Here is a 25,096-nt window from a genome sequence, read left to right on the forward strand (position 1 = left end):
TGGACAGAATCATCGTTTACTCTTTTACAAGCGCTCTGGCCGTATTCATCATCTCCTCCTCCCAGTCGTATGAGAGGGGATTGATAGCCACTACCCGGGTTCCGGTCTGCTGGGCGATAAGGTCGGCATTGCGGCGGTCGAATTCCGGCTGTACAAAGATGATGCGTACCTTCTCCTTCTTGCAGGAGTTTATCAGGCTCTTCAGATGGGCGGGGGAGGGCTCCTTTCCACCTGCCTCGATAGGAATCTGGTTCAGGTTGTAGTCGCGGGCAAAGTAGGAAAGTGCCGGATGATAAATCATGAAGGCACGGTCGGCATTCGGGCTGGAAAGCATCTGGCAGATGAGGCTGTCTGTATGCTCTATCTGCCGGATGAGTACGTTGTAACGTTCCATGTAGACGCTTTCATTGGCTTTGTCTATGGCGCAGAGTGCATTCAGAATGTTTCCGGCAATGATTTGGGCGTTGATGGTGGAATTCCAGATGTGGGGTTCCACACCACCGGCGTGCGTATGGCCTTCGTGTACATGCCCGTCTTTATGATGATGTGCATGGGTATCGTCCAGAATGAGTTCCACATTCTCGGACATATCGAAGAATTGCAGGTGGGGAGCATTGTCCGTCAGTTTTTCCGTCCATGTCTGCTCGAAACCGATGTAGCCGATGCGGAAATAGGCCTTGCTTTGGGCAAGGTCGACAAGCTGCTGGGGCGTGGGGTCGTAGGTTTCCGGACTTGAACCTTTGGGCACCATGCTGACGACGGTGAATTCATCGCCGGCAATGGCTTCGGTGAAATACCGCAGCGGCTCGATGGTGACGGTAATCACGGGTTTATCGTCATTCTTCTTGTTCTGTTGGCCTCCTTGCTTGCACGAGAAGAGCAAGGTGGCTATGAGGAGTAAAAAACAAAACTTTTTCATTTACAATTTACTATTTACAATTTACAATTTGGCTGCGCTGTGGCAGGGGGCATCAACTATTCATTATCAACTATTCCTTATCCATTTATCACTTCCTCTTTCCTTCCCCTCAGTATCTCCCGTTTCCCTCCGGGGGGACCTGGGAGACGCTCTACCTTGAATCCTACGGCTTGCAGCATGCGGCGTACTACTCCTTTGGCGCAGTAGGTGGTCAGCACGCCATCAGTGCTCATGGCGGCATGGATATTCCGGAAGACTTTTTCCTCCCACATTCCCGGTTGCTTTTCGGGTGCAAAGGCATCGAAGTAGACAACATCGAACGGAGATTTATTAATCATTAACAAACTGTCAATGCTTATTGTTTCGACATCTGCCCGCACTTTTCTCAGTGTGAAATAAGGAGTTATGGCAACTTCTTCTTCCCACGCAGCCCGATGCAGTTCCTCGAACAGAGGATTGTCGCTATATTTTAGCGCATCCACCTCCGGCCATGCAAGCGGATAGAGTTCGATACCGGTATAGTGCACAGGTCTCTTTTCCTTTTCGGCAGTTTCCAGTGTAAGCAGGGCATTCAGTCCGGTGCCGAAACCGATTTCAAGGATATGCGGGCGGGCAGTAGCGGATGCTTTCAGTCCCATGTCGATGAAGATGTGCTGTGATTCTGTACGTGCCCCCTTTACCGAATGATAATGTTCATTCAGTTCCGGTACAAACAGTGTCGCACTTCCGTCTTCCGTCTTCTCTATGATTCGTTGCATCACTTCTGCTTTTGTTGAATGTTTTTATTTAGTTTAATTATCTGTGATTCAGCGTGTTGTTGCGCCTATATATCCAGCGTGCTGCATCTATACATCCAGCACGTTGCATCTATACATCCAACGCGTTGTATCTATACATCTATTGCTCAAACTCACTACATGTCAATAATTCATCATCGAAATGGCTCCTTGCAGTGCCCACAGCATAGCTATGTAGCGCACCAGTTTCCCTGCAAACATGGACGTGGTGGTCAGCATCAGATTACTGCGCATGAAGCCCAGTGCAATGGCTATGGCCTCTCCCACAAAAGGCAGAAAGGCGAAGAAAGCCATCAGTGCCCCTTTCCCTTGGAGGAAATGCTGCATCCGTTCTATCTTTTCCCTTTTTACCTTGAAATATTTCTCAATCCAGTCTATACGTCCCAGACGTCCCATGTAGTAGCACGTCATGCCTCCCAGCGTATTTCCCAAGGTGGCGGAGAGTACGCACAGTGCCGGGCTTAGACCGACCTTGACCAGTGCTACCATCACTATCTCGGAACTGAACGGAATGATGCTTCCTGCCAATAGGGCAGAGATGAACAGACCGACATATCCCCAGTCAATCAGCAGCTGTACGAGTGTATCTACAAAAGCGTCCATATGTTGAATCCTAATAGAATGAATAATCCGATAAATGCACAAATGAAGAATATATTGGAACTGCGGCTATTTGTCAGTACAAACAAGTGTCCCGCCAGGATGCTGACACCGATGAGCAGGAAGGACATCAGGTGGACACTCAATACCGGTTGCAGTCCGATATAGACAAAGATGCAGAAATTCAGCAGGATGAGGAAGTGTAGATAGCTTCGGGTGCGTATCTTGTCTTCATAGCCGGCAATGAGACAGTGTGCCGCGCTGACGATGAACAGAACAAGGAGATACCCGAGGGTGGCGAGTTCCCACGGCTGATAGTCGAACCGGGTGGGAGCGAAGGTCACCAGCTCGCGGAAGGGTTGGCAGAAGAGTTCCATTTGCCCGTAGTAGAGGGCGTGTCCCAGCAACAGCCAGTAGGGTACGCTCCATCCTACCAAGGAAGCGAAGAAACTTTTGGGTTGGAGAGACTGGAAGTTGTAGGCACCTATCCAGAAGATGGGGACAAACAGCATGAGCTGCGGAAAAAGCAGGCTGCCCAGTCCGATGAAGACAAAGGCGTGGAAGAGACTGCCTGTGGGCCGTGCCTGCTGGTAGCTCTTGAAGAGGAAAAACAGTGCCACCAGGAAGGAGGCGGCTGCCAAGTCTCCCGCATACAGCATGTGCAGGCTGGGGCAGACGGATATCAGCAGGAAGTAGACAGAAGTCTGTACCGATGCCCGCATCCGGATGATGGCGAACGTATTGTTGAGCTGTATTAGGAAGTACCCGATGACGGCATACAGAATAAAGCTGAAGAGACGGTTTGCCCAGGTGGGGATGCAGAAGTCGCAGAATGTTTCCCAAAGGGAATATCCGCTTTGCTGTGTCTCCGTCTCGGGCAACAGAACAGCGGTCAGTATCCAGCAGGATACTGAAATCAGGATAGCGGTGGGTAGTGTGAACCGCCCTGCCGTTATCCGGTTCTGGAATCTCTTCGTTCTCATTTATAAGTCAAATCCGATGTCGCGACGGAAATATTTCTTCTCGAAGTTTATCATGTCGGCCACGCGGTAGCTCTTCTGCAAGGCTTCTTCCTTCGTTTCACCATAGGAGCAGACGGCGATGACACGGCCACCGGAGGTTACGGTCTGTCCGTCTTTGGTGGCTGTTCCGGCATGGAAGAGGATGCTGTCTGTTTCGGCAGCCTTCTCGAATCCGGTCATCACCTTGCCCTTTTCGTAGGCTTCCGGATATCCTCCGCTCACCAGCATGACGCAAGCGGCTGTGCGTGGGTCGAATTCCAGTGTACGCTGGTCGAGGTCGCCCTGGGCAACGCCTTCGAGCAGGTCTACCAGGTCGCTCTTGATGCGTAGCATCACACTTTCGGTTTCGGGGTCGCCCATGCGGACGTTGTATTCAATCACCATCGGTTCGCCCTTCACGTTGATAAGTCCCAGGAAGATGAAGCCTTGGTAGCCGATTTCTTCTTCCTGCAGACCGTTTACGGTAGGTTCGATGATGCGGGTGCGTACTTTTTCCATAAATGTTTCGTCGGCAAAAGGTACGGGAGTAACGCTGCCCATACCGCCGGTGTTGAGGCCTTTGTCGCCTTCGCCGATACGCTTGTAATCTTTGGCTACGGGCAATACCTTATAGTGGCGGCCGTCTGTCATCACGAATACGGAACATTCGATGCCGCTGAGGAACTCTTCAATGACTACCGTGGCGCTGGCATCGCCGAACATGCCGTCCAGCATTTCCTTCAGCTCTTTCTGAGCTTCTTCCAGTGTGGGGAGAATCAGCACGCCCTTGCCTGCACACAGTCCGTCGGCCTTCAGTACGTAAGGCGCTTCGAGGGAAGCGAGGAAGTCGAGTCCCTCCTGCAAGTTGTCGGCGGTGATGCTCTTGTAGCGGGCAGTGGGGATGTTGTGGCGCATCATGAAGCCTTTGGCAAATTCCTTGCTACCTTCCAGTGTGGCACCTTTGGCGGTGGGGCCGATGATGTCGATATGGCAGGTGGCAGGGTCTTCCTTGAAGCTGTCGAAGATGCCTTGTACCAACGGGTCTTCGGGACCCACAACAATCATGTCGATTTCTTTCTCAAGGGCAAAGGCCTTGAGTGCGGGAAAGTCTGTCGCCTTCAGGTTCACATTCTCGCCTGCTTCGCTTGTACCTGCATTGCCGGGCGCAATATATAGTTTCTCTACTTTCGGGCTTTGGGCAATCTTCCATGCCAGAGCGTGTTCACGGCCACCGGAGCCTAATAATAATACTTTCATGGGTTCATTTACAATTTACAATGTACAATTTACAATTTGTCTGTGCTGTGGGGCATCAGGTAAGTTGTACAGATTGTTATACTTAATGATTTATTCTCTCTTTTATTCTCTTCTTTCTTCTACCATCTACTCCCTATTTGCACGCCCGCACTGCATAGCAAATTGTACATTGTATATGGTACATTGTACATTAAAGATATTCTTCAAAATATCTTGTTATCTTCTCGTGCAGATGCACACGGTCGCGTCCCAGGACGTTGTGCTTGTGCGTGGGATAGATAAACAAATCGGGATAGGTACGGGCATCCACGCACGCCTTCATGAATGAAAGGGTGTGCTGCGGCACGCAGGTGTCGTCGTGGTCGTCGTGTATGATGAGCAGATGTCCTTTCAAGTTACCGGCAAGGTTTTTCAGATTTGTCTGCTTATAGCCTTCCGGGTTCGCTTGCGGAGTGTCCATATAGCGCTCACCGTACATTATCTCGTAGTATCCCCAGTCGATAACCGGTCCGCCGGCAACGCCTACCTTGAAAATTTCGGGATAGCGCAGCATCAGCGCCGTAGTCATGTGTCCTCCGAAGCTCCAGCCGTGCACGCCGATACGCTCTCCGTCCACATAAGGCTGGCTTTTCAGGAATTCTACGCCCTTCACCTGGTCTTTGCCCTCTTCGATGCCCAGCTGGCGGAAGGTGGCGTTTTCAAACTCCAGTCCACGGTTGCTGCTGCCACGGTTGTCGAGGCTGAACATGATGTAGCCTTTGTTTGCCATGTAGATGTCCCAGCCGCGGGCATCGTTCATCCAGCCGTTCGTTATCATCTGGGCGTGCGGGCCGCCGTATACGTAGACGATGGCGGGATACTTCTTTGCCGGGTCGAAGTCGGCAGGCTTTATCAGGCGGTAGTACAAGTCTGTCTTGCCGTCGGCGGCTTTGATGGTGCCTACTTCTATGCTGGGCATTTCAAAGCCTTCGTAGGGGTTCTTGGCTGTCAGCAGTGTGTGTTCCCGTTGTTTTTTCGGGTTGGTGGACATCAGTTTTATGATACGGGGGCAAGTGGGCGAAGAGGCATTGTCGATGAGGTAAGTTCCCATGAAACCGGAGATTTGTGCCGAGTGCATGCCGGTTGGGTCTCCTATCAAGCTGCGTTTGCCATTCTTCAGGTTGACAGCGTAAAGGTTGCTCTGCAAAGGAGAGATTTCCGTACTCTTGATGATGAGCTCTTTCGTGTTCCGGTTAAAACCTACGATGTCTTGTACAAGCCAAGGGCCGGAGGTGAGTTGCTTCAGCAGTTCCCCTTCCGTATTGTATAGGTATAGGTGGTTGAAACCGTCACGCTGGCTTTGATAGATGAACTTGTGGCTGTCCCATGGCAGGAATAGAATGGGAGATTGCGGCTCCACATATTTGGGATGTCTCTCTTCGATGAGCACTTGTTGCAGCTCTCCGCTTTCGGCATCGTACCGGCACAGTTTGGAGTGATTCTGGTCTCGGTTTAGCTCTATCAGATAGAGGCTTTTGCCATCCGGTGCCCAGGTGATGTTGGTGAAGTAGCGGTCTTTGGGGTCGCCCATGTCCAGGTAGATGGTCTTTTGAGTAGCCGGATTGTAGATACCTACCTTTACCTGATGGCTGAGCATGCCGGCCATGGGGTAACGTATTTTATCCACCAGCGCTATTCTTGCCGTGATGTCAACCAATGGATAGGGGGTAACCATGCTTTCGTTCATTCGATAGAAAGCCAGCAGGTCCCCGGCAGGATTCCAGAAAGTGCCTTTTGAAATGCCGAATTCATTGCGGTGCACACTTTGACCGCAGACGATGCCTTCCGGTTCGTTGGTGACTTTCAGGGTTTGCCCGTCACCGGTCATCACATAGAGATTATTGCCGATAGTATAAGCCAAATGGCGGCTTACCTCGTTCCAATCCTCATTTGCGGCTTGGGCGGGGCAAGGCTGGCTCCAGATGACTTTTTTCTTCTTCCAGTCGACGAGGGCACGGTACTTGCCGGTGTTCAGCAGCAGGAGTGGGTCTATTTGGACTTGAATACCCAGATTGACGCCTCGGGGTACGTTGACAGCCTTTGCAGCATGAAAGTGACGCAGTTTTCCAAGTCCTTTTTCTTCCAGCAGCGCGTTGGCTTCTTCCAATGTGATGGCAGTGAATTTCTCTCCGGGCTTGGCACCTAATCCTTTGACAGCCCATGTACCTTCTATATTGTCGATGCCAAGTTCCAGACAAGCGGCATCGCCCCACCACTGGTACGATTTGTTTTCCGGTTTGTGGTAGGTCTCACCTCCGGGAATCAGATCTTCCAGGGTCGGCTTTTTTAGTTCTTGTGCCATAGCGTTTGTTGCAAGCAGAGCAGGTACTGTTATCAGCAGTGCAAGAATGCTCTTACTTATTTTCTTTGCATTCATTCTCCTTGTCATTGTTCGTGTTATTCTTCTTCCTTCTTTCCCGCCTCTCTTCTTTTGCTTTCCGGGTAAGACTCACCCGACCTTGTTCTGCGTTCTCCACCGAATTCACGTCTTTCCCTCGGTCTGAACTCCCGTCTTTCCCCATCCTTGAACTCTCTTCTTTCACGCGGACGGAATTCGCGCTTTTCGCCGTCCTTGAATTCTCTTGGTCTGCGTTCGCCGTTGAACTCGCGTCTTTCGCTACCGAATTCACGTCTCTCTCCACTGAATCGGGGACGGAATTCGCGTCTTTCTCCGGGTTTGAACTCTTTCCGTTCCCCAGAAGCCGGACGAAATTCTTTGCGCTCCTTGCTCAACTCCTCGCCTTCGGCACGAAATTCCTTGTACTTTCCATCGAAGATTTCGTACTGGCGGAATTCGCATTCCAGCGCACCATTGAATAAAGGTATCTTGGAGGTGGCTTTTAGCCCGATTTGGTCGAAGCACTCTTCCCGGTAAGAAAGAATCCATGCGGTGTTGCCCGTAAAGGCATGTTTCAGACGCTCGCCAATCATGGAGTAAAGGCCCAGCAGGTCGTTGGTAGAGATACGCTCACCGTAGGGAGGATTGGTGATGATGATGGATTTCTCCGCAGGTTGCTCGAATTGCTGGAAAGGTTGCAGCTTCAATACCACGTCCTTGCTTACGCCGGCAGCCTTTATATTGTGTGTGGCAATTTCGTTTGCCTTCGGGCTGTTGTCGTAACCGTATATCTTATGCGTAAATTCACGTTCCTGGCTGTCGTCATTGTATATCGTGTCGAACAGCTCCTGGTCAAAATCCACCCACTTCTCGAAAGCGAACTCCTTGCGGAATACGCCCGGAGCGATGTTGCGTGCAATCAGCGCCGCTTCGATGGGAATGGTTCCCGAACCACACATCGGGTCTATCAGGTCGCATTCGCCACGCCAGCCGGTCATCAATATCATGCCGGCGGCCAGCACCTCATTCAGCGGGGCCTCTACTGCTTCCTGGCGATAACCGCGGCGGTGCAGCGATTCGCCGCTGGAGTCGAGAGACAGCGTACATTTGGTTTCGGCAATGTGTATGTTCAGCAGCACGTCCGGTTTGTTGACACGCACGCCGGGACGTTCGCCGGTCTTCTCGCGGAAATAGTCCACGATGGCATCCTTCACCTTGTAGGAAACGAACTTGGAATGACGGAACTCTTCACTGAATACAACCGCGTCCACGGCAAAGGTCTTGTCCGTATCCAGATAGTCTTCCCATCGGATGGCTTTAATCTGTTCGTAAACCTCGTCGGCATCTTTGGCTGTGAAGTGTTTGATGGGTTTCAGTATCCGGATGGCTGTACGCAGGCAGAAGTTTGCCTTGTACATCATTTCCTTATCACCACTGAAAGATACCATGCGGCGGCCTATTTCTATTTCGTTGGCGCCCAGTGCAGTCAGCTCTTGTGCCAGTACCTCTTCCAGTCCTTGGAAGGTTTTGGCAATCATTTCAAAAGATTGTTCGCTCATCTATGCATTTACTTTATGTGAATCGGCAATCTGGGTAGTTGTCACTCGTTTCTCTCATTAGTGGCTGATAACCATTTAACTACTTGAACTGCTGATTTGAGTTATTTACGATTTTAATTGTTTATTGGTTGTTTGTGACTTACTTCTTGGCCTTTGTCTGTACAATCCTTGCTCCTGCGGGAACATCTTCTGTCACCCAGATATTGCCGCCTACGGTGGCTCCTTGTCCGATGGTGATGCGTCCCAATATGGTGGCGTTGGAATAGACTATCACATTGTCTTCCAGAATGGGATGGCGGGGAATACCCTTGATGGGCTTGCCGTCTTCGTCTAGCGGGAAGCTCTTGGCACCGAGGGTCACACCCTGGTACAGCTTCACGTTGTTGCCGATGATGCAGGTCTCGCCGATTACCACACCCGTACCGTGGTCGATGGTAAAATAACCACCTATTTCCGCTCCTGGATGGATATCGATTCCCGTTTCACTGTGCGCCATCTCGGTGATGATGCGGGGAATGAGGGGAACACCCAACTTGAGCAACTCGTGTGCGATGCGGTAGTTGCTGATGGCGCGGATGGCCGGATAGCAGCTGATGACTTCGCCGAACGACTGTGCGGCGGGGTCACCGTTGTAGGCGGCTTCCACATCTGTGGCGAGTGTACGTCTCATTGCCGGCAGGTTGCTGATGAACTTGGCAGCCAATAAGGCGGCTTCTTCCCGTTGGAGCTCGGTACAACAGTTGCATTCGCCGTCGCCTGCAAAGCAGAGGCCGGCAAGGATTTGCTCGGTCAGCAGGTCGAACAAGCGTTCGACATTGACACCGATATGGTAAGTCACCGTACGGCTGTTGACCGTAGAATTTCCGAAATATCCGGGGAAGATGATGGCTCGCGCCAGTTCGATGATGTCGCGCAGCACTTTTGCCGAAGGCAGCGGGTTGCCGTCCGTATGCTGGTGAAACAGTCCTTTGTATGATTCGCTTTCCGATAGCTCATCGACTGCTTGTGTCAAAATGTGGGTAAAGTTGAGTGGACTCATTATGATATCCTTAAGTTTAAAAGTGGCAACAAAGATAGGAAATACTCGTCAAATATCCTACATATCCCTCATTTATAGTACGTATTTACCATATTTGTGGTATTTTCTACGAACCAATTTTGCGCTACTTTTGTCTTGTAAGAAATAACATACCTCGTTCCACTCCGGATTGTTAGTCTTTTCCCTTAGGGGAATGAGGAATTTAAAAACAGTTGGATTATGAAGAAGATAGCAGAACGCCTTACCGACCTGGTAGGCAACACTCCCTTGCTGGAGTTGAATAATTATAACAAGAATAAGGGTCTGAAAGCCCGTGTTATTGCCAAATTGGAATATTTTAACCCTGCCGGCAGTGTGAAGGACCGCGTGGCGCTTGCCATGATAGAAGATGCCGAGGCAAAAGGGCTGTTGAAGCCTGGTGCCACCATCATCGAACCTACCAGTGGGAATACGGGCGTAGGGCTGGCTTTTGTGGCCGCCGCCAAAGGTTACAAGCTGATACTGACGATGCCCGACACGATGAGTTTGGAACGCCGCAACCTCTTGAAAGCCCTTGGTGCGGAACTGGTACTGACTTCGGGTGCCGACGGTATGAAAGGCGCAATAGCCCGTGCCGAAGAACTGAAAGCCGCCAACCCCGGCTCGCTGATTCTACAGCAATTTGACAATCCTGCCAATCCGGCAATGCACGAGCGTACTACCGGACAAGAAATCTGGCGTGATACAGACGGCCGGGTGGATATTTTCGTGGCCGGTGTAGGGACGGGAGGCACAGTGAGTGGTGTGGGTGCAGCCTTGAAAGCCAATAACCCGAAGGTAAAGATTGTGGCTGTGGAGCCCGAAGATTCTCCCGTACTTTCCGGTGGGAAGCCCGGTCCCCATAAAATACAAGGTATCGGTGCCGGATTTGTGCCGAAGAACTATAACAGTGCCGTAATAGACGAAGTTCTGCAGGTATCCAATGATGACGCCATACGTACGGGCCGCGAACTGGCGAAGTATGAGGGATTGTTGGTCGGCATCTCTTCGGGAGCTGCCGTTGCTGCAGCTACCCGCTTGGCACGGTTGCCCGAGAATGAAGGAAAGACGATTGTAGCGCTGCTGCCCGATACGGGAGAACGGTATCTTTCGACGCTGTTGTATGCATTTGAGGAATATCCGTTGTAAAAGTAAATATTTCTGCCGGTTATCCGCTCCATCAATGTGGAGCAGGTGACCGGCAGATGGTATTTATAGTTCGCTTGGTCTTAACCCGAATGACCGGCAGCTTATTTTCTCTACTTTCACTTCCCATATCTTGACATTGCGTACGGCGGGTTCGGCATATTTGCATTCATTTTCCGTATATTGCTTCATCAGCATGTCGAGTACGCGTCGCTTCTCTTCCATGTCTTCCACGAAGTGTACTTTCCCACGACAGATAACACTGCGCGACTTCATGCTGTAGCTGCATGCCACTTGCCGGTGCATATAAACCAGCTCGTGTCCTTCGCAGAAGGTGATGCAAACTTGCGGGTGCTTTGTTACCATCTCCACTTTACTGCCTTCCGGGCCGGAATGCAAGTATATTACCCCGTCTTGATAGGCAAAGTTCATGGGAACCGCATATGGGTTTCCTTCAAGGTCTGTGATGCCCACTATGCAGTATGGGCATTTACGGATAATTTCCTCAATCTGTGTAGGGTCTGTAATAGTAATTGTCTTCATGTGCAAAGCCTCACCCCCGGCCCCTCTCCGAAAGAGAGGGGAGTGGGGAAGTGGGGATATTTAATATTGTAGGGTTATTCTTTATTTCACTTCACTCAAGTTTCGCAAGTTTTCAATTCATTGCTCTCCTCTCCCCTCTCTTTCGGAGAGGGGTCGGGGGTGAGGTTACACCAGTGCAAAGTCCAGCTGCTTCTTTTCCAAGTTAGCGCGTGCCACCTTAATGGTAATGGCATCTCCCAGACTATAAATTTTATTTTTGCGGCGTCCGCGCAGGCAGTAGTTCTTTTCATCGAATTCGTAATAGTCATCGTCGAGGTCGCGGATGGGAATCATGCCTTCGCACTTGTTCTCATTCAGCTCCACGTAGAGTCCCCATTCCGTTACGCCGGAGATGACGCCGTCGAAGGTCTGTCCCAGGCGTTCGGTCATGAATTCTACTTGCTTGTACTTGATGGAGGCGCGTTCCGCGTTGGAGGCTATCTGCTCCATGCTGCTGCTGTGTTCGCAGAGGGCTTCGTATTTCTGTTCGGACACGGTGCGGCCTCCCTGGTCCAAGTACTTGGTGAGCAGACGGTGTACCATCATATCCGGATAGCGGCGGATGGGCGAGGTGAAATGGGTATAGTAATCGAAAGCCAAACCATAGTGCCCCACGTTATGCACGGAGTAGCGTGCCTTCTGCATGGCGCGGATGGAGACGGTTTCAATCAAGTTCTCCTCCTTCTTGCCCTGGATGTCGTCCAGCAGGTGGTTGATGGACTTGGAGATGTCGGTCTTTGTACCGCTGGTACGCAGCTTGTAGCCGAAACGGGCGATGAACTGTGCCAGGTTGTCCAGCTTCTCCGGGTCGGGGAGGTCGTGAATACGGTATGGCAACACTTTGGCTTTCTTGCCTTTGGGCACGCGGCCTATCTTTTCGGCTACGGTGCGGTTGGCAAGCAGCATGAACTCCTCTATCAGCTTGTTGGCATCTTTCGACTCCTTGAAGTAGACGCTGACGGGTTTGCCCTTCTCGTCAATTTCGAACTTCACTTCGTAGCGGTCGAAGTTGATGGCTCCTGCCTTAAAGCGGTTCTCACGCAGTATTTTGGCAAGCTTATCCAGTTGGAGCACCTCTTCCTGGAAGTCTCCTTTGCCGGTTTCTATAATCTCCTGGGCTTCTTCGTAGGTGAAGCGGCGGTCGCTCTTGATGACGGTATGTACCACGCGTGAGTTCTTCACTTCGCCTTTTTCCGTCATTTCAAAGATGACGGAGTAGGCAAGCTTCTCTTCGTCGGGGCGGAGTGAACAGATGAAATTACACAACCGTTCGGGGAGCATTGGGATGGTGCGGTCTACGAGGTAGACGGATGTGGCACGCTTCTCGGCTTCCTTGTCTATGATGCCGCCCTCTTTCACGTAGTGGGTCACGTCGGCAATGTGTACGCCTACTTCCCAAAGTCCCCCTTTCAGTTTGCGGATGGAGAGGGCGTCGTCGAAGTCCTTGGCATCCTTGGGGTCGATGGTGAAGGTGGTCACACCCCGGAAGTCCTCACGTCGGGCTATTTCCTCGGCGGAGATTTCGGCGGGTATCTTGTCGGCAGCTTTCTCTACGGCAGCGGGGTAGACATAGGGCAGGCCGAATTCCGCCAGGATGGCGTGCATCTCGGTGGTATTGTCTCCTGCGCGCCCCAGGATGTCGATTACCTGGCCGATGGGGTTCTTGGCTTTGTCGGGCCATTCCACCACCTTTACGATGGCTTTGTCGCCCGTCTTGCCGCCTTTCAACTTTTCTTTGGGGATGAAGATGTCGTTGGCAAGCGTACGGTTTTCCGTTACAAGGAAAGCGTATGACTTGGCAACTTCCAGGGTACCCACGAAGGTGTCGTTGGCACGTTCCAGTATCTCGATGACTTCTCCTTCGGCTTCGCGTCCGCGACGCTTGGCATAGAAGGCGATACGCACTTTATCATTGTTCATGGCGTGTGCCGAGTTGCGTTCGGCCACGAATATCGGTTCGCCTCCACCTTCCGGTATAAAGGAATTCTTGCCGTTGCTCTTGCGCTGGAAGGTTCCGGTCATTTCCACGCCGTGGTTGTTCAGCTTGTATTTGTGCTTGTCCACTTCTGTGATGTAGTCGTCCATCGACAGTTCGGACAAGATGTCCATGCACAGCATCTTCAGCGGATGTGTGGTGAGGTGGAGTTGTTCAAAGATGTATTTCAGGGATAATACTTCGTCTTGCTTTGTGTGGAAGAATTCCAGCAGTACTTTGACGAGCTCTTTCTTCTTCATGCGTTTGCCGGCTTTCTTTTCTTTCTTTTTGGCCATAATGTTATGATGTATTTTATGTATAAATAGAGATTCTGTGTCAATCTGTGTAATCTGTGGTGATTACCTCTTGCAAAGTAAACAAATAAATACGTTCCTTCGTTCACTCAGACTTCAAAATATTATCATTCTATTGAAAATAATGAAGGAACGACAGATTGTAATGGATTTATGTACTATATTTGCACACAAAGTGAAGATAGGCTGTACCTTAGACGAAAAGCAGATGGAAATGCAAACTCTGAACAAAAAAGCAGATGCCACACGGGAAAAAGACATTTACCGGGTGACGGTTGTGGGAAGTGTGGTAAACTTTCTCTTGCTTGTCTTCAAATTCTTTGCAGGTATTGTAGGTCACAGTGCCGCCATGCTGGCAGATGCGGTACATTCTTTGTCGGATTTCATTACAGATATTATTGTCATTGTTTTTGTGCGCATTTCGGCAAAGCCCGAAGATGAAGGACACGATTACGGTCATGGCAAGTACGAGACGCTGGCAACTGCCATTATCGGTATTTTTCTGTTGTTTGTGGGATTCGGCATTTTCTGGAACGGGGCTTCCTCCATTTACCGCTTCCTGCAAGGCGGCTCTCTGCAGGAACCCGGTATACTGGCACTGGTGGCTGCATTGGTATCCATCGTTTTCAAGGAAGTGCTTTATCAATATACCGTATTCAAGGGCAGGAAGTTGAATTCGCAGGCGGTTGTTGCCAATGCCTGGCATCACCGGAGTGACGCGTTTTCGTCCATAGGCACGGCAGCGGGTATAGGTGGCGCCATTCTTTTGGGTGACCATTGGCGGGTGCTGGACCCGGTGGCAGCGGTTATTGTCAGCTTCTTCATTATGAAGGTGGCTGTGCAGTTGTTGATACCGTGTGTGGACGAACTGTTGGAGAAATCGTTGCCCGTCGAGGTGGAGGATGAGATACTGAAGACGATTCTTTCTTTTCCCGGTATCAGCTCGCCGCATCACCTTCGTACGCGCCGCATCGGCAGTTATTGTGCCATCGAGGTGCATGTGCGTATGGATGGTAGCATCTCGCTGGAGGAAGCTCACGAGACGGCAACGGCGGTGGAGAACAAGTTGAAAAGGCAGTTCGGCAAAGGAACACTGGTCAGCATCCATGTGGAGCCGGTGAAGAAGAGTAACGAGGCGACAGAGTAACACAAGGAGCGTCAAGGTGACGGACCGGATGAAAAGTAATTAGTAATTTGTAACAGAAGAAGTGGAATCGATTTTAATTACAGGAGCAAGCGGATTTATCGGAAGTTTCATCGTGGAGGAGGCGTTGAAGCGCAAGTTCGGTGTGTGGGCGGGTGTACGTTCGTCCAGCAGCCGCGAGTATCTGCGTGACCGCAAGATACATTTCCTCGAACTGGACTTTGCGCACCCCAATGAACTGAGGGCACAACTCTCGGGACATAAAGGGACCTACAATAAGTTTGATTATATTGTCCATTGTGCCGGTGTGACGAAGTGTGTGGACAAGAACGAATTCGATTTGGTGAATTATCTGCAGACCAAATACTTCATCGATACGCTGAGGGAGCTGAACATGATTCCCAAGCAGTTTATCTTCATCAGTACGCTGAGTGTGTTCGGCCCGGTACGCGAGAGGACCTACGACCCGATTATGGAGAGTGACCCCCCTTCACCCAATACCGCCTACGGACTCAGTAAACTGAAAACAGAACTTTATTTGCAGAGTATTCCGGGTTTCCCCTACGTCATCTACCGGCCGACGGGTGTATACGGGCCGCGTGAGAAGGATTATTATCTTATGGCAAAGTCCATCCGGCAGCATACGGACTTTTCTGTAGGCTTCTGCCGCCAGGACTTGACGTTTGTATATGTAAAGGATATCGTGCAGGCCATCTTCCTCGGGATAGAGAAGCAGGTGTCCCGCCGCGCCTATTTCCTGGCTGACGGGAAGGTGTATAGCAGCCGTGCTTTTTCCGATTTGATAAGGAAAGAATTGGGCAATCCGTTTGTTATTCGCCTGAGATGTCCGTTAATTGTATTGAAAGTCGTATCTTTGCTCGCTGAATTTTGGGCGAAGCGGCAGAACAAGACCAGTACGCTCAATTCGGATAAGTATAGAATAATGAAACAACGCAACTGGCAGTGTGACATCACACCGGCCGTCGAGGAACTGGGCTTCAGTCCTGAGTACGACCTGGAACGGGGTGTAAAGGAAACCATTGCCTGGTATAAGGATAAGGGATGGCTTTAGATTTATTTAAAAGGGTAGAAACCCGTAAGGGGCTTTTTGCGGTAGAGAAGATTACGCTGATATACAATTTGCTGACTTCCATTCTCATTCTGTTTCTTTTTCAGGAAATGGATCATCCGGTGCAGATGCTTGCAGACCGTGTTGTCATTGCGGGTATGACGTTCCTGCTGATGTATCTTTACCGGCTGGCACCCTGCAAGTTCTCTGCCTTTGTGCGCATAGCCATCCAGATGTCACTGCTTTCCTATTGGTATCCCGACACCTTTGAGTTCAACCGGATATTCCCCAATCTCGACCACGTGTTCGCGTCGGTGGAGCAGTGGATGTTTGGCGGACAGCCTGCTGTGTGGTTCTGTGAAAGGTTTCCGCAGATGTGGGTGAGCGAGCCGTTCAATATGGGGTACTTCTTCTATTATCCGATGATTCTGCTGGTGGTGGTGTGGTATTTCCTTTATCGTTTCGACCTTTTCGAGAAGGTTTCGTTCGTCATCGTCACCGCTTTCTTCATCTATTACCTTATTTATATCTTCGTCCCCGTTGCCGGGCCGCAGTTCTACTTCCCCGCCATTGGAAGCGACCATGTGGCGCAAGGTATCTTTCCGTCCATCGGTGACTATTTCCATCACCATCAGGAACTTCTTCCCGGTCCGGGCTATGAGCACGGCTTCTTCTACAACCTGGTGGAGAGTTCCCAGCAGGTGGGTGAGCGCCCCACGGCTGCTTTTCCCAGTTCGCACGTCGGAATGTCTACGGTACTGATGATTATGGCATGGCGTGGCAGCAAGCGTCTGTTTGCCTGCTTGTTTCCTTTCTATCTGCTGTTGTGCGGGGCTACGGTCTATATCCAGGCACATTACCTGATAGACTCTATCGTGGGTTTCGTATCGGCTTTCGGCATTTATATCCTGGCCACGTGGATGTTCAAGCGATGGTTTGCGCAGCCGATGTTCCGCTAGTCGGGCACGGTGATTATCTTTCCACTGTCTGTGGGCAATACCAATGTACGCGGATAAACTTCTGCCGGAAGTGAATGCTGGAAGTTTACGATGAGCTGTTTGAGCAGTTTTTTCTTTTTCATAAAGACATATTTATGGGATTCTTTCTTTCTTGGGAAGACGAATATAGGGACTTGTTTCTTTCTGCCAAAGAAACAATGTTTTTTTTCTTGCCTCCTTGTTGGTAAGGTTTTGCCTTCCCATTGGCAAGGCTTTGCCACCGCGTTGGCAAAACTTTGCCATAGGCATGGCAAAAGTTTGCCAAGGGCAAGGCAAGTGGTTGGCAAAATTTCTTGCTGACAGACAGTGAGTTATGCGGATGGCAACAAAGCGTGTCATCTGCGTCTGAATAGCCCCCCTCTCAGAAGCTATTCAAGAAGGAGCGTGAGGATGATTGCTCAAGTATCGGACTCGATGGTAAAAATCGTATGCGGTTTTCTCCTATGGCAGCAACGGTTCTATCTCTTCGAAGATGCGGTACAGTTCCTCCTTCGTCTCTGCCCGCAGCATGGCTATCCGGGTGTCGCGGAAATTGGGAATCCCTTTGAAGAGCGGGCTTGCTGCCAGGTGGCGGCGCACGTGCAGTATGCCCCGTCGTTCATCCAGCAGGTTGACGCTGTCTTCCACTTCCTGGCGGAGTACGTTCAGCCGCCATTCGGAACTCGGCGGAGGGAGTTCTTCGCCCGTCTCCAAATAATGCTTCACTTCCTTAAAGAACCACGGGCGGCCGAAGCTGGCACGGCCTATCATGATGGCGTCCACACCGTAGAGGTCGAAGCATTCTTTGGCCCGTTGGGGAGTGGTGATATCACCGTTGCCGATGATGGGAATGTGCATGCGTGGGTTCTTTTTCACCTCGCCGATAAGTGTCCAGTCCGCCTCGCCGGTATACATCTGGGCGCGGGTACGGCCGTGGATGGTGAGGGCGGCAATGCCGCAGTCCTGCAACTGCTCGGCAAGGTCTACGATGATTTTACTGTTGGCATCCCAGCCCAGGCGGGTCTTCACGGTGACGGGAATCTTCACGGCATCTACCACGGCACGAGTGATTTCCAGCATCAGCGGAATGTTCTGTAGCATACCGGCACCGGCACCCTTGCCGGCAACGCGCTTCACGGGGCAGCCGAAGTTGATGTCCAGCGTGTCCGGATGTGCCTGCTCCACAATGCGGGCGGCTTCTACCATGGTGGCGGTGTCCCGTCCGTATATCTGTATGGCTACGGGCCGCTCTTCATCGCTGATGTTCAGTTTCTGCTGGGTCTTGCCTACGGAGCGTATCAAGGCATCGGCAGAAACGAACTCGGTATATACCATGTCTGCTCCGAAGTGCTTGCACATCAGGCGGAAAGCAGGGTCGGTGACGTCCTCCATCGGGGCGAGGAATACGGGGCGTGGGCCCAGGTCTATATCTTTAATCTTCATAATCTAAGCGGATTTGTCCGCAAAAGTACAGAAAAAAGCCTACCTTTGCATACTCTAATTCAAAAAGAAATGATGAAACACTCAATCAGTGACTTCGAAATCATGGCACCGGTAGGCTCGCGCGAATCTCTCGCAGCAGCCATACAAGCAGGTGCCGACTCCATCTATTTCGGTATCGAGAACCTGAACATGCGTGCCCGTTCGGCAAATACCTTCACTATCGACGATTTGCGGGAAATAGCCCGGACGTGCGACGAACATGGCATGAAGAGCTACCTCACCGTCAATACCATTATATACGACCATGACATTCCGCTGATGCGTACCATTGTAGATGCGGCAAAGGCGGCAGGCATCTCGGCAGTCATTGCCGCTGATGTGGCAGTGATGAGCTATGCCCGGCAGATAGGGCAGGAGGTACACCTCAGCACACAGCTCAACATCAGCAACGTGGAAGCCCTGCGCTTCTATGCGCAGTTTGCCGATGTGGTGGTGCTGGCGCGTGAGCTGAATCTGGAGCAAGTGGCAGAAATCTACCGCCATATCCGTGAGGAGAATATCTGTGGACCCAGCGGAGAGCAGATACGTATAGAGATGTTCTGCCACGGTGCCCTTTGCATGGCAGTCAGCGGAAAGTGTTATCTCTCATTGCATGAGATGAACCACTCCGCCAACCGCGGTGCCTGCATGCAGGTATGCCGCCGTAGTTATACGGTGCGCGACAAGGAGACGGATGTGGAATTGGAGGTGGACAACCAATACATCATGTCCCCCAAAGACTTAAAAACTATCCACTTCATGAACAAGATGCTGGATGCAGGTGTTCGTGTTTTCAAAATAGAAGGACGTGCCCGCGGACCCGAGTACGTGCGCACGGTAGTGGAGTGTTACAAAGAAGCCATCCGTTCCTATCTGGACGATACATTCACCGATGAGAAGATTGCTCGGTGGGACGAACGCTTGAAGACGGTCTTCAATCGTGGTTTCTGGGACGGCTACTACCTGGGACAACGCTTGGGCGAATGGACCAAGAACTACGGCTCTGCCGCTACGGAACGTAAAATCTATGTGGGTAAGGGTATCCGCTACTTCTCAAACATCGGTGTGGCGGAGTTCCTGGTAGAAGCAGCCGAAGTGAGCGTAGGCGACAAGTTGCTGATTACGGGTCCCACAACGGGTGCCGAATTCGTCACTTTGGACGAGGCACGCGTCGATTTGAAACCCGTGCAGACTGTAAAGAAAGGCCAGCATTTCTCGATGAAATCGGTGAAAATACGTCCCAGTGACAAACTCTACAAGCTGGTCAGCGTAGAGGAACTGAAGAAGTTCAAAGGCTTGGATGTGGAGAAACAACGTGGCTAAGTATCAAATAGTAAATAGTCCAATAGTAAATATGAATTATATCTATGAACTTCCCATGAAGGTGCGCGACTATGAATGCGACCTGCAAGGCATCGTCAATAATGCCAATTATCAGCATTATCTGGAGCATACGCGCCATGAGTTTCTGTTGAGTGCCGGCGTCAGCTTTGCCGGACTGCACGAGCAGGGGGTAGACCCGGTAGTGGCACGTATCAATATGGCTTTCAAGACTCCCCTGAGGAGTGGTGACGAGTTTGTCTCCAAACTCTACATGAAGAAGGAGGGTATCAAGTACGTCTTTTACCAAGATATCTTCCGTGCTTCCGACGGCAAAGTCTGTCTCAAAGGCATAGTTGAAACCGTATGTGTGGTGAACGGACGGTTAAGCGATAGCGAACTGTTCGACCGTCTCTTTGCCCCTTATCTCAATCCGTGTGAATCTGTGTAATCTGTGGTGGAATGAACAGTGACGAATGGATTTGCAGCATAGCTCTCACACTTTGCCCCGGTATAGGACATATCGGGGCAAAGCGTTTAATAGAGGGTATGGCAGTGCTGCCGAAGTATTCAGTCGGCGGAAGGAGCTCCCCGAAATCATGCCCGGTGTGAATCCGGGGGTAGTGACGGCTCTTGATTGTCCCGCTGCCTTTCTGCGTGCCGAGCAGGAGATGGAGTTTGTAGAGAAGAATCGTCTTTCCTGCCTGACGTTGAAGGATGAGGCTTACCCTTCCCGCTTGCGCGAATGTGAGGATGCGCCGATTGTACTTTTCTTTAAAGGAAACACCGATTTCAACCGCCTGCATGTCATCGATATGGTAGGTACACGCCGTGCCACCGATTACGGCAAGCAATTCTGTGCCGACTTCCTGCGCGATTTGGCCGTTCTTTGTCCCGATGTGCTGGTAGTAAGCGGACTGGCTTACGGGATAGATATCCATGCCCATCGGGCCGCTTTGGCAAATCATCTCCCTACCGTTGCTGTCCTTGCTCACGGACTGGACCGCATCTATCCGTATGTCCACCGGAAAACAGCCATCGACATGCTGGCACAAGGCGGACTGCTGACCGAATTCCTTACCGGGACGAATCCGGACAAGCATAATTTCGTCAGCCGCAACCGTATTGTGGCGGGTATGAGTGATGCTACCATTGTGGTGGAGTCTGCCGCAAAGGGAGGTTCCCTTATCACTGCAGAGTTGGCGGAGGGATACCATCGTGACTGCTTTGCCGTTCCGGGGCGTGTTACGGACGAATCTTCCATCGGTTGTAACCGGTTGATACGCGACAACAAGGCCGCCCTTATCCAGAGTGCGGAAGAGTTTGTGCAGATTATGGGCTGGGCCGTAGCGGAGCAGCCTGCCCGGACAGAAGGTATTCAGCGTAATCTCTTTCCGGAACTGACAGAAGAGGAGGAGCTTGTTATGCGCATCCTTATGCGGCAGGGAGACCTCCATATCAATGCGATGGTGGTGGAAGCGGACATACCCGTCAACCGGATGAGTGCCTTGCTTTTTGAATTGGAGATGAAGGGAGTGGTCAAGGCAATGGTGGGTGGTGTCTATCACTTGCTGACTTGAGCGCGGCAGGTCTCTTGCCTTATATGGACGGTTTCCCGTATTTCATGATGAACTTTTCCGGGTGGTCCGTCGCTATGATGTCTACCCCCAGGTCGACTGCCTTCTGGTTCTCTTCCGTCTTGTCGTCCAGCCCCAGGACGAGTGCCAGTACCTGCAGGTTGTGCTCACGGCATTTCTTTACGAATTGTGGGGTAAGGGAGTCAATCCAGACGACAGCGATGTCGGGATGCAGTTCCTTTACGACATGCTCTATGTCCTTTTCACTTTTGATGTAGGCTTGCAGGGTTCTTACCTCGGGTGCCATCTTTCTGAAGCATTTGGCATGATACTCCTTGCTGAAGGTGAAGTTGCAGTTTTCCAGCATGCCTTCGTCCTTTATCAGATCCAGTAATTGGTGCAGACCGCCGTTGCGGTAGTCGATGGTGATTCTTAAACCGTGCTCTTTGGCCTTGCGTAGCAGGTCGGTAAGACGTAGTACCCGTTGTCCGGCAAATCGGGGCGCAAACCAAGAGCCGGCATCCAGTGTGTCGATGTCGGCGGACAGCCATTGGGAGATGGCGCCGGTACCGTTGGTGGTACGGTCGAGGGTGGAATCGTGCAGTACGTAGAAGACACTGTCCTTACTGATGCAGACATCGCATTCTATATTGCCTACACCGTATTTGATGCACGAATCTACGGATGCCATTGTGTTTTCGGGAGCGATGGTGGCGGCACCACGGTGTGCGCTGGTTAGGGGTATCTTGGTGGTGGCGGCAGGCCGTTGGGAACATCCTGCGGTAAGTAGGATTATGGAAAGCAATGCGAGTACCGGTTTTTTCATAATGGGCTCAAGTGGTGATGTTTTCTTCTTTAACAGTTATAAAAGCCATCGAAGATAGCTATTTTTTGTCATTCGGAGAAACGTATGGGCATAAAAAAAGGAGTACCGCTGTACTCCAACCTTTGTTAACCTTAAATCTAATACTATGAAAAAAATCACATTACAAATGTAAGGTTCCCGTTGTTATCTTCCAAATTTCAGAATGTTCCTGCTACTTCTTTTGTATTTCTTTCACTGAATTTTACTGTTTTCGCACACGGATTGACTTTTTGAGAGAGAAGAATCTATTCACAGCGTCCCGGATAAGGCAGAAGTTGCAAATCTGTTTCAATCGTTTCACAGAACCTTTCAGCCTTTGAAAAGAGTGATGGAAAGTGATTTTTATTCGGTAATTATCTTCTACTTTTGTTTGTATACAACGCGAAATTATGGGAAAACGCATTTTTATATATGTCTTTTGGCTACTCCTTTTTTGCATGATGTCGGGGCAGGTAATAGGGCAGAATAAGTCGGTAGAATCCCATAGCCATACTTGTAAAACGGTGCTGGCGTTAAAAAATAATTTGCTTTACGACCTGGCCTTGGCTCCGAACATAGAAGTGGAGCTGCCATTGGGAAAGAGGTGGTCTTTGAATGTTGAGTACAAATGCCCTTGGTGGTCTGACAGCGGATGTAATTTCTGCTATCAGCTCCTTTCGGGAGGGACAGAGGCGCGTTACTGGTTGGGAAACCGCCATACGCGCGGAAGATTGTCCGGACACTTCCTGGGAGCATATGCCGAAGGAGGTACCTATGATTTTCAGTTGAAAAAGGAGAAGGGATACCGGGGGAAGTATTACGCAGCTGCAGGAATAACTTATGGATACGTGCGTCCACTGGCTCGGCATCTGGCGATTGAATTCAGTGTGGGCATTGGATACTTGGATACGGAGTACAGGAAATATACTTCTTATGGAAATGACTTGGTTTGGGTCAGCAGTGGAAAGTATCACTTTATCGGGCCGACAAAAGCAAAAATTTCTTTGGTATGGCTTCTAACGTCGGGGAGATGAGTGGTATGAAAGATGCACGGCATATGATTCTCTGGCTGTTCTTCGGGCTGTTGCCAATGCTGGGAAGCTGTGACTTCCGCGATATGCTGGATGATTATCCCGTTAGCGGAGTACAGATTAAACTGGATTGGAAAGGGGTGACGGATAAGCTGCCGCAGACCATGCGGATTATCTTCTATCCGAAAGATACTCAGGGGAGAAAGGTTGAAAGTTATCTGCCTGCCGGAGGGGGTGAGGTGAAGGTACCGCCGGGGAAGTATGCGGTGGTGGCCTATAACTTCAATACGGAGAGTATACAGATACGGGGCGACGAGAGTTATGAGACGATTGAGGCTTTTACGGGACACTGTACGGGGCTGGATGTACACGAAGATATGGTTTGGTCGCCCGACCCTTTGTATGTGGTGGCTTTGGACGAGGTGGAAATAAGGCAGAGTGATGTGGCGCTTCCGTTGGACTGGAAGCCGGAAGCGGTAGTGGACCATTATTCCTTTGATATAAAGGTGGAAGGATGGGATAGAATATCGAGCATCATCTGCCATGTGGACGGCTTGAACGGAAGTTACTTTATAGGCAACCGTGCTTGCCATTTGAGCGAGGTACCTATATGTGTGGATACAAAGCGTGAAAACGGGCTTTTATGGGGGCATTTCTCCAGTTTTGTATTACTGAAAGATACCAAGACCCGTGCGGATAGTCCTATGTTGCTGACACTGAAGATTGTGAAACGAGATAAAACGGTTCAAGAGGTGAAGGTGGATATCACGGAAGTGATTGAAACAGCTCCTCCCTCGGGAGGAGGCGAAGAAGAACCTGATGTGGGCGTTCCTGGGTCGGAAATCCATATCGAGGTTCCCGTACCGGAGGACAAGGTTGTGGTGGATGATTTGGAACCGGGAACTGATGAAGGAGATGGAGGGATTGGTGGCGATGTGGACGATTGGGATGATGAGACGGATGTGGAGCTACCGGTGAATTGATAGCAAACAGACAAATAAATATATTAACTTTAATAACAGACAATTATGAAGAAGGTTTTATTTTTGGCTTTGGCTGCAGCAGCAGTAATGAGTTGCTCGGAAAGTGAGGAGATAGAGAATGCCGGACAAAAGGCGGAGATTAAATTGGGAACAGTAGTGGGTAACACTACGAGAGCCACAGTGACTGATTTGCCGGAATTGCAGAAGGTAGGGTTCACTGTGTATGCTTATAATACGGGAGCAACAACAATGGCCTCTGTTGCGACTTTTGATGCGATGAAGGAATTCATGGCAGCTGTTAAGGTAACTTATAGTGCTCCCGACTGGAGTTTGACTGGGGGAACATATTATTGGCCAATGACGGATAACTTGCAGTTCTTTGCTTACGGGAATCCGGGTACCGGGGCCTTGACGTACAATCAACCGGCTGCTAGTGCTATATATCCTTCCATTACTTATACGGTAGCGGATGTAGCTGCCCAAACGGACTTGGTAGCCGCGAAAGCGACGGATGCAACCAAGGCATCAAATGCCAGTGGGGTATCTTTGAAATTCGGCCATATACTGACCCAAATAAATTTCACTGTCAAGGCAGCCGACGCTTTGACTTATAAACTGAAAACACTTACAATATCCGGTGTGCACAATAAAGGAACTTATGGTTTTGATGATTCAATATGGAAGTCACAGGAAGGAACAGCCACTTATGCACATACGATTGACGATGGTGCATTGGAAGTGAATACAACGGGTGTGGAAGTGAATACAGCCTGGATGTTGATGCCCCAGACGTTGGATACGAATGCCAAAATCAATGTTGTCTATGACATCTATGAGAAAGACGTTCTTCTTGATACTGTAACTTCCGCCATTGACTTGAATGATACACAAGCCTGGGGTGAAGGCAAAAAGATACGTTATACGCTGACGCTGGCCAATAAGGCGGCAAAAGTAACCTTTGTACCTGAAGTTGGTCCATGGAGTACGGCTGATGATACGAACGTGGAAAAATAAAACGGCACTGTCCGCAATAAAAAACGGCACTATAAAATATTTTGTGTAAATGTAAAATACGGGATTCAGTA

Annotated in this window: 22 protein-coding genes and 2 pseudogenes; 10 read left to right on the forward strand and 14 right to left on the reverse strand. The window is 50.4% G+C overall.

The window, feature by feature from the left end; all coding sequences use genetic code 11:
* Nucleotides 1-16: 16 nt before the first annotated feature.
* The 8 genes from DW896_RS11765 to epsC all read right to left on the reverse strand — a co-directional run bounded on the left by DW896_RS11765 (nucleotide 17) and on the right by epsC (nucleotide 9,549).
* A complete protein-coding gene (locus tag DW896_RS11765; protein WP_005830983.1) occupies nucleotides 17-919 on the reverse strand; it encodes a metal ABC transporter solute-binding protein, Zn/Mn family in 903 nt (300 codons plus the stop codon).
* Nucleotides 920-996: 77 nt separating this feature from the next.
* The gene (gene mnmD, locus DW896_RS11770; protein WP_005830981.1) at nucleotides 997-1,677 is read right to left on the reverse strand and encodes a tRNA (5-methylaminomethyl-2-thiouridine)(34)-methyltransferase MnmD; all 681 of its coding nucleotides are present in this window, start codon (nucleotides 1,675-1,677) and stop codon (nucleotides 997-999) included.
* A 162-nt stretch (nucleotides 1,678-1,839) separates the two neighbouring features.
* Entirely contained in the window at nucleotides 1,840-2,319 is a 480-nt protein-coding gene (locus DW896_RS11775) for a YqaA family protein (RefSeq protein ID WP_005830979.1), read from the reverse strand.
* Nucleotides 2,304-3,299, reverse strand: coding sequence for a hypothetical protein (locus DW896_RS11780; protein ID WP_005834261.1), 996 nt, complete (start codon nucleotides 3,297-3,299; stop codon nucleotides 2,304-2,306). Before DW896_RS11780 ends, DW896_RS11775 begins: the two co-directional genes overlap by 16 nt.
* The gene (gene purD / locus DW896_RS11785; protein ID WP_117969063.1) at nucleotides 3,300-4,574 is read right to left on the reverse strand and encodes a phosphoribosylamine--glycine ligase; all 1,275 of its coding nucleotides are present in this window, start codon (nucleotides 4,572-4,574) and stop codon (nucleotides 3,300-3,302) included. It abuts the gene before it with no gap.
* 190 nt (nucleotides 4,575-4,764) lie between these two features.
* Nucleotides 4,765-6,990, reverse strand: a complete 2,226-nt coding sequence (locus DW896_RS11790) for a DPP IV N-terminal domain-containing protein (protein ID WP_119993281.1) — start codon at nucleotides 6,988-6,990, stop codon at nucleotides 4,765-4,767.
* Nucleotides 6,991-7,010: 20 nt separating this feature from the next.
* Nucleotides 7,011-8,510 (reverse strand): THUMP domain-containing protein, encoded by a 1,500-nt coding sequence (locus DW896_RS11795; RefSeq protein ID WP_009037570.1) that lies wholly within the window; start codon nucleotides 8,508-8,510, stop codon nucleotides 7,011-7,013.
* Nucleotides 8,511-8,649: 139 nt separating this feature from the next.
* The gene (gene epsC, locus DW896_RS11800; RefSeq protein ID WP_005830965.1) at nucleotides 8,650-9,549 is read right to left on the reverse strand and encodes a serine O-acetyltransferase EpsC; all 900 of its coding nucleotides are present in this window, start codon (nucleotides 9,547-9,549) and stop codon (nucleotides 8,650-8,652) included.
* A 219-nt stretch (nucleotides 9,550-9,768) separates the two neighbouring features.
* Between epsC and cysK the strand changes: the two genes are divergently transcribed.
* Entirely contained in the window at nucleotides 9,769-10,716 is a 948-nt protein-coding gene (cysK, locus tag DW896_RS11805; protein ID WP_005830963.1) for a cysteine synthase A, read from the forward strand.
* A gap of 63 nt (nucleotides 10,717-10,779) precedes the next feature.
* Here cysK and DW896_RS11810 read toward each other — a convergent pair whose 3' ends face one another.
* Complete coding sequence (locus DW896_RS11810) at nucleotides 10,780-11,256, reverse strand: pyridoxamine 5'-phosphate oxidase family protein (protein ID WP_005830961.1); 477 nt, start codon at nucleotides 11,254-11,256, stop codon at nucleotides 10,780-10,782.
* A 165-nt stretch (nucleotides 11,257-11,421) separates the two neighbouring features.
* On the reverse strand, nucleotides 11,422-13,566 hold the full coding sequence (gene rnr, locus DW896_RS11815; RefSeq protein WP_005830959.1) for a ribonuclease R: 2,145 nt from the start codon (nucleotides 13,564-13,566) through the stop codon (nucleotides 11,422-11,424).
* A 226-nt stretch (nucleotides 13,567-13,792) separates the two neighbouring features.
* Between rnr and DW896_RS11820 the strand changes: the two genes are divergently transcribed.
* The 3 genes from DW896_RS11820 (at nucleotide 13,793) to DW896_RS11830 (ending at nucleotide 16,756) form a co-directional block, all read left to right on the forward strand.
* The gene (locus DW896_RS11820; protein WP_009037571.1) at nucleotides 13,793-14,731 is read left to right on the forward strand and encodes a cation diffusion facilitator family transporter; all 939 of its coding nucleotides are present in this window, start codon (nucleotides 13,793-13,795) and stop codon (nucleotides 14,729-14,731) included.
* A gap of 61 nt (nucleotides 14,732-14,792) precedes the next feature.
* Nucleotides 14,793-15,800 carry an NAD(P)-dependent oxidoreductase gene (locus DW896_RS11825; protein ID WP_009037572.1) on the forward strand — a complete coding sequence of 336 codons (1,008 nt, stop codon included), beginning with the start codon at nucleotides 14,793-14,795 and terminating at the stop codon, nucleotides 15,798-15,800.
* The gene (locus DW896_RS11830; protein WP_005830954.1) at nucleotides 15,791-16,756 is read left to right on the forward strand and encodes a phosphatase PAP2 family protein; all 966 of its coding nucleotides are present in this window, start codon (nucleotides 15,791-15,793) and stop codon (nucleotides 16,754-16,756) included. The genes DW896_RS11825 and DW896_RS11830 overlap by 10 nt, the downstream gene beginning before the upstream one ends.
* On the opposite strand, the gene DW896_RS21830 is transcribed toward DW896_RS11830, so the two are convergent.
* The 3 genes from DW896_RS21830 to dusB all read right to left on the reverse strand — a co-directional run bounded on the left by DW896_RS21830 (nucleotide 16,753) and on the right by dusB (nucleotide 18,217).
* Nucleotides 16,753-16,878 (reverse strand): hypothetical protein, encoded by a 126-nt coding sequence (locus tag DW896_RS21830; RefSeq protein ID WP_005834280.1) that lies wholly within the window; start codon nucleotides 16,876-16,878, stop codon nucleotides 16,753-16,755. The two genes, DW896_RS11830 and DW896_RS21830, sit on opposite strands and share 4 nt — an antisense overlap.
* Before the next feature lie 10 nt (nucleotides 16,879-16,888).
* Complete coding sequence (locus tag DW896_RS11835; RefSeq protein ID WP_153880885.1) at nucleotides 16,889-17,134, reverse strand: hypothetical protein; 246 nt, start codon at nucleotides 17,132-17,134, stop codon at nucleotides 16,889-16,891.
* 102 nt (nucleotides 17,135-17,236) lie between these two features.
* Complete coding sequence (gene dusB / locus DW896_RS11840; RefSeq protein WP_005830947.1) at nucleotides 17,237-18,217, reverse strand: tRNA dihydrouridine synthase DusB; 981 nt, start codon at nucleotides 18,215-18,217, stop codon at nucleotides 17,237-17,239.
* A 69-nt stretch (nucleotides 18,218-18,286) separates the two neighbouring features.
* Between dusB and DW896_RS11845 the strand changes: the two genes are divergently transcribed.
* The 3 genes and pseudogenes from DW896_RS11845 to dprA all read left to right on the forward strand — a co-directional run bounded on the left by DW896_RS11845 (nucleotide 18,287) and on the right by dprA (nucleotide 21,156).
* Complete coding sequence (locus DW896_RS11845) at nucleotides 18,287-19,579, forward strand: peptidase U32 family protein (RefSeq protein WP_005830944.1); 1,293 nt, start codon at nucleotides 18,287-18,289, stop codon at nucleotides 19,577-19,579.
* A 31-nt stretch (nucleotides 19,580-19,610) separates the two neighbouring features.
* A complete protein-coding gene (locus tag DW896_RS11850) occupies nucleotides 19,611-20,027 on the forward strand; it encodes a thioesterase family protein (protein ID WP_005834284.1) in 417 nt (138 codons plus the stop codon).
* An 11-nt stretch (nucleotides 20,028-20,038) separates the two neighbouring features.
* Nucleotides 20,039-21,156, forward strand: a pseudogene (dprA, locus tag DW896_RS11855) (DNA-processing protein DprA).
* A gap of 19 nt (nucleotides 21,157-21,175) precedes the next feature.
* Here the strand turns inward: dprA and DW896_RS11860 are convergent.
* Nucleotides 21,176-21,979 carry a glycerophosphodiester phosphodiesterase family protein gene (locus tag DW896_RS11860; RefSeq protein ID WP_009037576.1) on the reverse strand — a complete coding sequence of 268 codons (804 nt, stop codon included), beginning with the start codon at nucleotides 21,977-21,979 and terminating at the stop codon, nucleotides 21,176-21,178.
* Nucleotides 21,980-22,515: 536 nt separating this feature from the next.
* Here DW896_RS11860 and DW896_RS11865 point away from each other — a divergent pair.
* From DW896_RS11865 to DW896_RS11875, 3 genes and pseudogenes are all read left to right on the forward strand, one after another.
* Nucleotides 22,516-23,031: pseudogene (locus DW896_RS11865) on the forward strand (DUF3575 domain-containing protein); the annotation flags it as partial.
* Entirely contained in the window at nucleotides 23,007-24,011 is a 1,005-nt protein-coding gene (locus DW896_RS11870; RefSeq protein ID WP_034529235.1) for a DUF5119 domain-containing protein, read from the forward strand. The pseudogene DW896_RS11865 and the gene DW896_RS11870, both read left to right, overlap by 25 nt.
* Nucleotides 24,012-24,056: 45 nt before the next feature.
* Nucleotides 24,057-25,025, forward strand: coding sequence for a fimbrillin family protein (locus DW896_RS11875; protein WP_009037578.1), 969 nt, complete (start codon nucleotides 24,057-24,059; stop codon nucleotides 25,023-25,025).
* The last annotated feature ends 71 nt before the right edge of the window (nucleotides 25,026-25,096 follow it).

Source organism: Bacteroides sp. AM41-16 (genome assembly GCF_003603495.1).
Taxonomy (GTDB): Bacteria; Bacteroidota; Bacteroidia; order Bacteroidales; family Bacteroidaceae; genus Bacteroides; species Bacteroides uniformis.

Coding starts and splice junctions, on each gene's coding strand:
- purD (WP_117969063.1), bottom strand. CDS start 4,574: ATGAAAGTATTATTATTAGGCTCCGGTGGCCGTGAACACGCTCTGGCA.
- epsC (WP_005830965.1), bottom strand. CDS start 9,549: ATGAGTCCACTCAACTTTACCCACATTTTGACACAAGCAGTCGATGAG.
- DW896_RS11780 (WP_005834261.1), bottom strand. CDS start 3,299: ATGAGAACGAAGAGATTCCAGAACCGGATAACGGCAGGGCGGTTCACA.
- DW896_RS11790 (WP_119993281.1), bottom strand. CDS start 6,990: ATGAATGCAAAGAAAATAAGTAAGAGCATTCTTGCACTGCTGATAACA.
- dusB (WP_005830947.1), bottom strand. CDS start 18,217: ATGAAGATTAAAGATATAGACCTGGGCCCACGCCCCGTATTCCTCGCC.
- mnmD (WP_005830981.1), bottom strand. CDS start 1,677: ATGCAACGAATCATAGAGAAGACGGAAGACGGAAGTGCGACACTGTTT.
- DW896_RS11830 (WP_005830954.1), top strand. CDS start 15,791: ATGGCTTTAGATTTATTTAAAAGGGTAGAAACCCGTAAGGGGCTTTTT.
- DW896_RS21830 (WP_005834280.1), bottom strand. CDS start 16,878: ATGAAAAAGAAAAAACTGCTCAAACAGCTCATCGTAAACTTCCAGCAT.
- DW896_RS11850 (WP_005834284.1), top strand. CDS start 19,611: ATGAATTATATCTATGAACTTCCCATGAAGGTGCGCGACTATGAATGC.
- DW896_RS11795 (WP_009037570.1), bottom strand. CDS start 8,510: ATGAGCGAACAATCTTTTGAAATGATTGCCAAAACCTTCCAAGGACTG.
- DW896_RS11860 (WP_009037576.1), bottom strand. CDS start 21,979: ATGAAAAAACCGGTACTCGCATTGCTTTCCATAATCCTACTTACCGCA.
- DW896_RS11810 (WP_005830961.1), bottom strand. CDS start 11,256: ATGAAGACAATTACTATTACAGACCCTACACAGATTGAGGAAATTATC.
- DW896_RS11835 (WP_153880885.1), bottom strand. CDS start 17,134: ATGACACGCTTTGTTGCCATCCGCATAACTCACTGTCTGTCAGCAAGA.
- rnr (WP_005830959.1), bottom strand. CDS start 13,566: ATGGCCAAAAAGAAAGAAAAGAAAGCCGGCAAACGCATGAAGAAGAAA.
- DW896_RS11875 (WP_009037578.1), top strand. CDS start 24,057: ATGAAGAAGGTTTTATTTTTGGCTTTGGCTGCAGCAGCAGTAATGAGT.
- cysK (WP_005830963.1), top strand. CDS start 9,769: ATGAAGAAGATAGCAGAACGCCTTACCGACCTGGTAGGCAACACTCCC.
- DW896_RS11765 (WP_005830983.1), bottom strand. CDS start 919: ATGAAAAAGTTTTGTTTTTTACTCCTCATAGCCACCTTGCTCTTCTCG.
- DW896_RS11775 (WP_005830979.1), bottom strand. CDS start 2,319: ATGGACGCTTTTGTAGATACACTCGTACAGCTGCTGATTGACTGGGGA.
- DW896_RS11845 (WP_005830944.1), top strand. CDS start 18,287: ATGATGAAACACTCAATCAGTGACTTCGAAATCATGGCACCGGTAGGC.
- DW896_RS11820 (WP_009037571.1), top strand. CDS start 13,793: ATGGAAATGCAAACTCTGAACAAAAAAGCAGATGCCACACGGGAAAAA.
- DW896_RS11870 (WP_034529235.1), top strand. CDS start 23,007: ATGGCTTCTAACGTCGGGGAGATGAGTGGTATGAAAGATGCACGGCAT.